The organism is Actinomadura geliboluensis, assembly GCF_005889745.1.
GTDB lineage: Bacteria > Actinomycetota > Actinomycetes > Streptosporangiales > Streptosporangiaceae > Spirillospora > Spirillospora geliboluensis.
In genome coordinates, this window is record NZ_VCKZ01000571.1 from 1 (window position 1) to 4,696 (window position 4,696).

Below are 4,696 nucleotides of genomic sequence, written 5' to 3' on the forward strand. Positions count from 1 at the left end.
CCCCTGGACGTCCCGGCCCCCGCGAGTACGTCACCCTCCGGATCCCTCCTCCGCGCGCCGCTCCCGTCGCGACCTACGACGCCGGTGACGGCCGCCGGGTTCACTGAGAGGCGGCCGGTGGCGGCGTCCCGCACGGCAGGACGCGAGAAGCCCCGCCCGGCAGGTGCCGGACGGGGCTTCTCGGATGCGTCGCCCTGGAGGGGCGTCGGTCAGTTGTAGCGGGCCGCGCGGCGCTCGCCGCCGCCGCTGTGGGGACCGCCGCGGCGGTTGCCGTGCGAGCCGCCGCCCGTGCGCGGGCCGCCGCCCCGACGGTCGCCGCCGGAGTAGGTGCGGTGCTCCCCGCGGCCGGGCTCGCCCTCGCGGCGGCGCCCGCCGTCCTGGCGGTCGAAGGAGCGCGGACCCCGGCGGCGCCCGCCGCCGCCCTGCCGGCCACGGCCGCCCTCGCGGCGCGGACGCTCGGGGATGATCGGCTCCTCGATCGGGATGCCGGACGGCTGCCGGGCGCCGGTCAGCTTCACCAGCTCGGCGTCGCCGCTCGCCACCCGGACGCGGGGCGCGTTGATGCCGGCCCGGCGCGTCATCGCCGACGTGGAGCGCACCTGGTGCGGCAGGACGAGCGTGACGACGGTGCCGCGCTCCCCGGCGCGGGCGGTGCGCCCGGCGCGGTGCATGTAGTCCTTGTGGTCGGCCGGCGGGTCGACGTGCATGACCAGCGACACGTCGTCGACGTGGATGCCGCGGGCGGCGACGTCGGTGGCGACCAGCACGCTGATGGAGCCCTCGCGGAACTCGGCGAGCGTGCGGGTGCGCAGCCCCTGGCTCTTGCCGCCGTGCAGGCCCGCCGCGCGGACGCCGACCTGGACGAGCTGCTTGGCGAGCCGGTCGACGCCGTGCTTGGTGCGGGCGAACAGGATCGTCCGGCCCTCGCGGTTGGCGATCTCGGCGGTGATGGCGCCCTTCTCCTTCGGCGCCACGAGCAGGAGGTGGTGGTCCATCGTGTCGACGGACTCGTCCACCGGGCCGATCGCGTGCGTGACCGGGTCGTGCAGGTACCGCTTGACCAGGACGTCCACGTCCTTGTCGAGGGTGGCGGAGAAGAGCAGGCGCTGGCCGTCGCGCTTGGCGGCGTCCAGGATGTCGGTGACGTCGGGCAGGAAGCCCATGTCGGCCATGTGGTCGGCCTCGTCCAGCACGGCGATCTCGATGTCGGACAGGTCGCAGGCGCCCTGCCGCATCAGGTCCTTCAGCCGGCCGGGCGTGGCGACGAGGACCTCGACGCCGCGGCGCAGCGCGTCGATCTGCTTGAACATGGACGTCTGGCCGATGACGGTCTTGAAGCGCAGCCCGAGGCCGCGGCCGAGCGGCTCCAGGTTGTTCTGGACCTGCTGGGCCAGCTCGCGGGTCGGCACGAGGATCAGCGCCAGCGGGCGCTTCGGGGCGGCCTTGCGGCCGGAGAGGCGGGACAGGAGCGGCAGGCCGAAGGCCAGGGTCTTGCCGGAACCGGTCTTGCCGCGGCCGAGGACGTCGTGTCCGGCCATGATGTCGGGGATCGCGGCGGCCTGGATCGGGAAGGGCGCCTCGATGCCCTGGCGCTCCAGGGAGCTCACCAGCACCGGCGGGATGCCGAGCTCGGCGAAGGTGGGAACCCGCTCCTCGTCCGCGGTGGCGGGCATGGTCGGGTTCTGTGCAGCGGCAGCTGTGGTCACGCATTACCTTCCGAGAGGGGGGCACGTCTCGGGAGGCACCGCGATGTGGCGGCCTGCAAGGACGAGCCTGACGCCGGGGGCGTCGAAGAGTGATTCGTAGAGTCTAACGTCGCCGAAGGACATCCTTATGCCCCGTCCCCGCCGGAACATGCGCCGACTCCGCCTCAACAGGCGCAGGCGACGCCCGAGGCGGGGGCCGTCAGCGGGTCGGGGGACCGGCGCGTCACGGCGCCGCCGCGCGCCACGGGGAACCCTTCTCGCGCCCAGTACTCGAACCCGCCGATCATCTCCTTGACCGGGCGGCCGAGCTTCGCGAACTCCAGAGCCGCCTTCTGCGCGCCGTTGCAGCCGGGCCCCCAGCAGTGGACGACGACGGTCGCGTCCCGGGGGATCAGGGCGTCGGCGCGCTCGGCGATCTCGGCGGTGGGCAGATGGACGGCGCCGGGGATGTGGCCCTGCGCCCAACTCTCGGCGCTGCGCGTGTCGACGACGACGATCCCGGCCACGCGCGCCGCCAGGTCGGCGGCGACGTCCGACACATCGGTCTCGAAGGCCAGCCGGGCGGCGAAGTGCCGCCGCGCCTCCTCGGCGGTGCCCGCGGGCACCGCCGTGACGGCGGAGACGGCGTCGGCGGGGTGAGCGGTGTCGGCGGGCGTGTCGGCGGAGATGTCGGTGGGCGTGTCGGTGGGCGTGTCGGTCATCGGGGGGCTCCTCGTCCGGTGCGGGTGGTTCGATCCTCGGGGGCCGCGGCACCGGCCCGGGAGTGGCGGGAACGTCCGCCACCGCTAAGATCCGGCCATGCGCACCGCTCCCCCGGCACGCCGGCACACCGTCTCGGTGCTGGCGTTCGACGGGATGACGCCGTTCGAACTCGGCGCGGTCGTCGAGGTGTTCGGGCTGCACCGGCCCGAACTGGACGTGCCCTGGTACGACCTGCGGGTCTGCGCGTACGGCCCCGGCCCGATGCGCGTGGTCGGCGGCTTCACGATGACCGCCGAGCACGGGCTCGACGCGTTCGCGGCCGCGGACACCGTGATGGTCGTGGCCGTCCCCGACGTCCGGCGGGACCCGCCGCCCGAGGTGGTCGCGGCGCTGCGCGCGGCGCACGCGCGCGGCGCCCGCGTCGTGTCCATCTGCTCGGGCGCGTTCGCGCTCGCCGCCGCCGGCCTGCTGGACGGGCGCGAGGCCACCACCCACTGGCAGTACGCGGACCTGCTCCGCCGCCGCCACCCGCGCGTCCGCGTGACCCCGGACGTCCTCTACGTGGACGGCGACGACGTGCTCACCGGCGCGGGCAGCGCCGCCGGGCTCGACCTGTGCCTGCACCTCGTCCGCAAGGACCACGGCGCCCGCATCGCCAACATGGTCGCGCGGCGGCTGGTCGTCCCGCCGCACCGGGAGGGCGGGCAGGCGCAGTTCGTGGAGGCCGCCGTGCACCCGCCCGCGGAGGACGACCCGGTCGCGCGCGCGATGGCCTGGGCGCTGGCGCACCTCGCCGAGCCCGTCACGGTCGCGGGGATGGCGCGGGTGGCGTGCCTCGCGCCGCGCACGTTCGTCCGGCATTTCGGCAGGCGGACGGGGACGAGCCCGCTGCGGTGGGTCATCGGCCAGCGGGTCCTGGCCGCGCTGCCGCTGCTGGAGGAGGGCACGGCGCCGATCGAGGAGATCGGCGCGGCCGTCGGGTTCGAGAGCCCGGCGACGTTCCGGCACCATTTCGTCCGGGCGATGAAGACGTCGCCGTCGGCCTACCGGCGGACGTTCCGCGGTGCCGCCGCCGGCCGCTGACCGCCGCCGGCGCTGCCGGGTGCGGCCAGGTCTAGGTGAGGTCGCCGTCCTCGGTGAGGCTGCCGAGGCCGGTCAGGAGCCGCGCCACGTCCAGCCCGGTCGTCAGGTAGTCGACGAAGGTCTGGTTGCTGAGCGCCCACTTCGACCTGCGGTACCGGACGAGGAAGATGGCGTCGTCCGCCGGGTAGCCCATCTCGATGAGGGTCTGCGCGACGACGAGCCCGGACCGGTTGTAGCCGGAGTGGCACCGGACGAGCACCCGCCGGCCGCGCCGCACCGCCGCCACCGCCACCTCGGCGAGGCGCGACACCGCCTCCAGTTGCACGGCGGTCAGCGGCCTGTCCGGCAGGGCCTCGTAGTGGTGCTCCACGTCGGCGGGCGGGCCGTGGCCGTCCTTGCGGTACATGCTGATGACGACGTCGAACTCGTCCGCGACGACCGCGGGCGCGCGCTCGCCGGAGGACTCCGTGTAGAAGTGCCCGCCCATCCACAGCCCGGGGACGATCTCGTTCCACGGCTGTTCCGCGTCCGGTGCTCCGCCGCCCTTGATGCGCACTGTCCCGCCTCAGGCCGAAGTACGCGTCCTCCGGCCGAAGGTACGCGTCGCGCCCGAGAGGAGTCTAGGCGCGGCGCGGGGCGCCGTCAGCGGTTCGGGCACGCTCCCCGTATCCGTGCGCTGTCGGCGCATTTCGGGCGCCGTCAGCGCGTTCGGGCGGGGACCGGGGCCTGGTGGTCGATCTCCCGGCACAGGACGACGACCATCTCGTCGAAGGCGGCGACGCCGTAGCGGGTGCGCAGAGCGGGGTAGACGTTCTTGCGGGCGGCCTCCCGGAGCATCCAGCTGAGGTCCGTGTGCGGGACGCCGACTCCGCGGGCCAGCCGGTCGTGCGCCTCCCGGGTCACCCGGAGCAGCTCCGGGTGCGCCGCCGACTCGGACAGGATCATGCGTGTGGCGTCGCTGAGGTCCATGCCGCGCAGTCTAGGCCGCGGCGGCGCGCGGGCGGGGCTGTCCGGCGGGCTTTTCGGACGTCCGGCGGAGTGTCCGCTTTTGCAATGCCTGCCTGATTCTCCGGGTTCCCGCAGGTCGGCCGATCCGGGCCTTCCCGGGCGCGAAGGGCCTGGTTACCATCGCGCTGCGCGTCCGGCGTCGAGTGCCGTGTGCTCCCAGGTGCTCGCAGGCGCCGGCGCGGCTCCCGCCCCCGCCC

5 protein-coding genes are annotated in these 4,696 nt (G+C 74.9%); 1 reads left to right on the plus strand and 4 read right to left on the minus strand.

The features are described 5' to 3' along the window. Positions 1-209: 209 nt before the first annotated feature. The gene (locus ETD96_RS41530; RefSeq protein ID WP_138641967.1) at positions 210-1,673 is read right to left on the minus strand and encodes a DEAD/DEAH box helicase; all 1,464 of its coding nucleotides are present in this window, start codon (positions 1,671-1,673) and stop codon (positions 210-212) included. 197 nt (positions 1,674-1,870) lie between these two features. After that, a complete protein-coding gene (locus tag ETD96_RS41535) occupies positions 1,871-2,407 on the minus strand; it encodes a rhodanese-like domain-containing protein (protein ID WP_138641968.1) in 537 nt (178 codons plus the stop codon). Between the two features lie 97 nt (positions 2,408-2,504). Here ETD96_RS41535 and ETD96_RS41540 point away from each other — a divergent pair, with 97 nt between their 5' ends. After that, positions 2,505-3,491 (plus strand): helix-turn-helix domain-containing protein, encoded by a 987-nt coding sequence (locus tag ETD96_RS41540; protein ID WP_138641969.1) that lies wholly within the window; start codon positions 2,505-2,507, stop codon positions 3,489-3,491. Positions 3,492-3,522: 31 nt separating this feature from the next. Here the strand turns inward: ETD96_RS41540 and ETD96_RS41545 are convergent, their stop codons facing one another. Both ETD96_RS41545 and ETD96_RS41550 read right to left on the minus strand, forming a co-directional pair. Then, entirely contained in the window at positions 3,523-4,047 is a 525-nt protein-coding gene (locus ETD96_RS41545) for a protein-tyrosine phosphatase family protein (protein ID WP_205719727.1), read from the minus strand. A gap of 143 nt (positions 4,048-4,190) precedes the next feature. Continuing rightward, on the minus strand, positions 4,191-4,460 hold the full coding sequence (locus ETD96_RS41550) for a hypothetical protein (RefSeq protein ID WP_138641970.1): 270 nt from the start codon (positions 4,458-4,460) through the stop codon (positions 4,191-4,193). Between the last annotated feature and the right edge of the window lie 236 nt (positions 4,461-4,696).

Coding starts and splice junctions, on each gene's coding strand:
- ETD96_RS41530 (WP_138641967.1), bottom strand. CDS start 1,673: ATGCCCGCCACCGCGGACGAGGAGCGGGTTCCCACCTTCGCCGAGCTC.
- ETD96_RS41535 (WP_138641968.1), bottom strand. CDS start 2,407: ATGACCGACACGCCCACCGACACGCCCACCGACATCTCCGCCGACACG.
- ETD96_RS41540 (WP_138641969.1), top strand. CDS start 2,505: ATGCGCACCGCTCCCCCGGCACGCCGGCACACCGTCTCGGTGCTGGCG.
- ETD96_RS41550 (WP_138641970.1), bottom strand. CDS start 4,460: ATGGACCTCAGCGACGCCACACGCATGATCCTGTCCGAGTCGGCGGCG.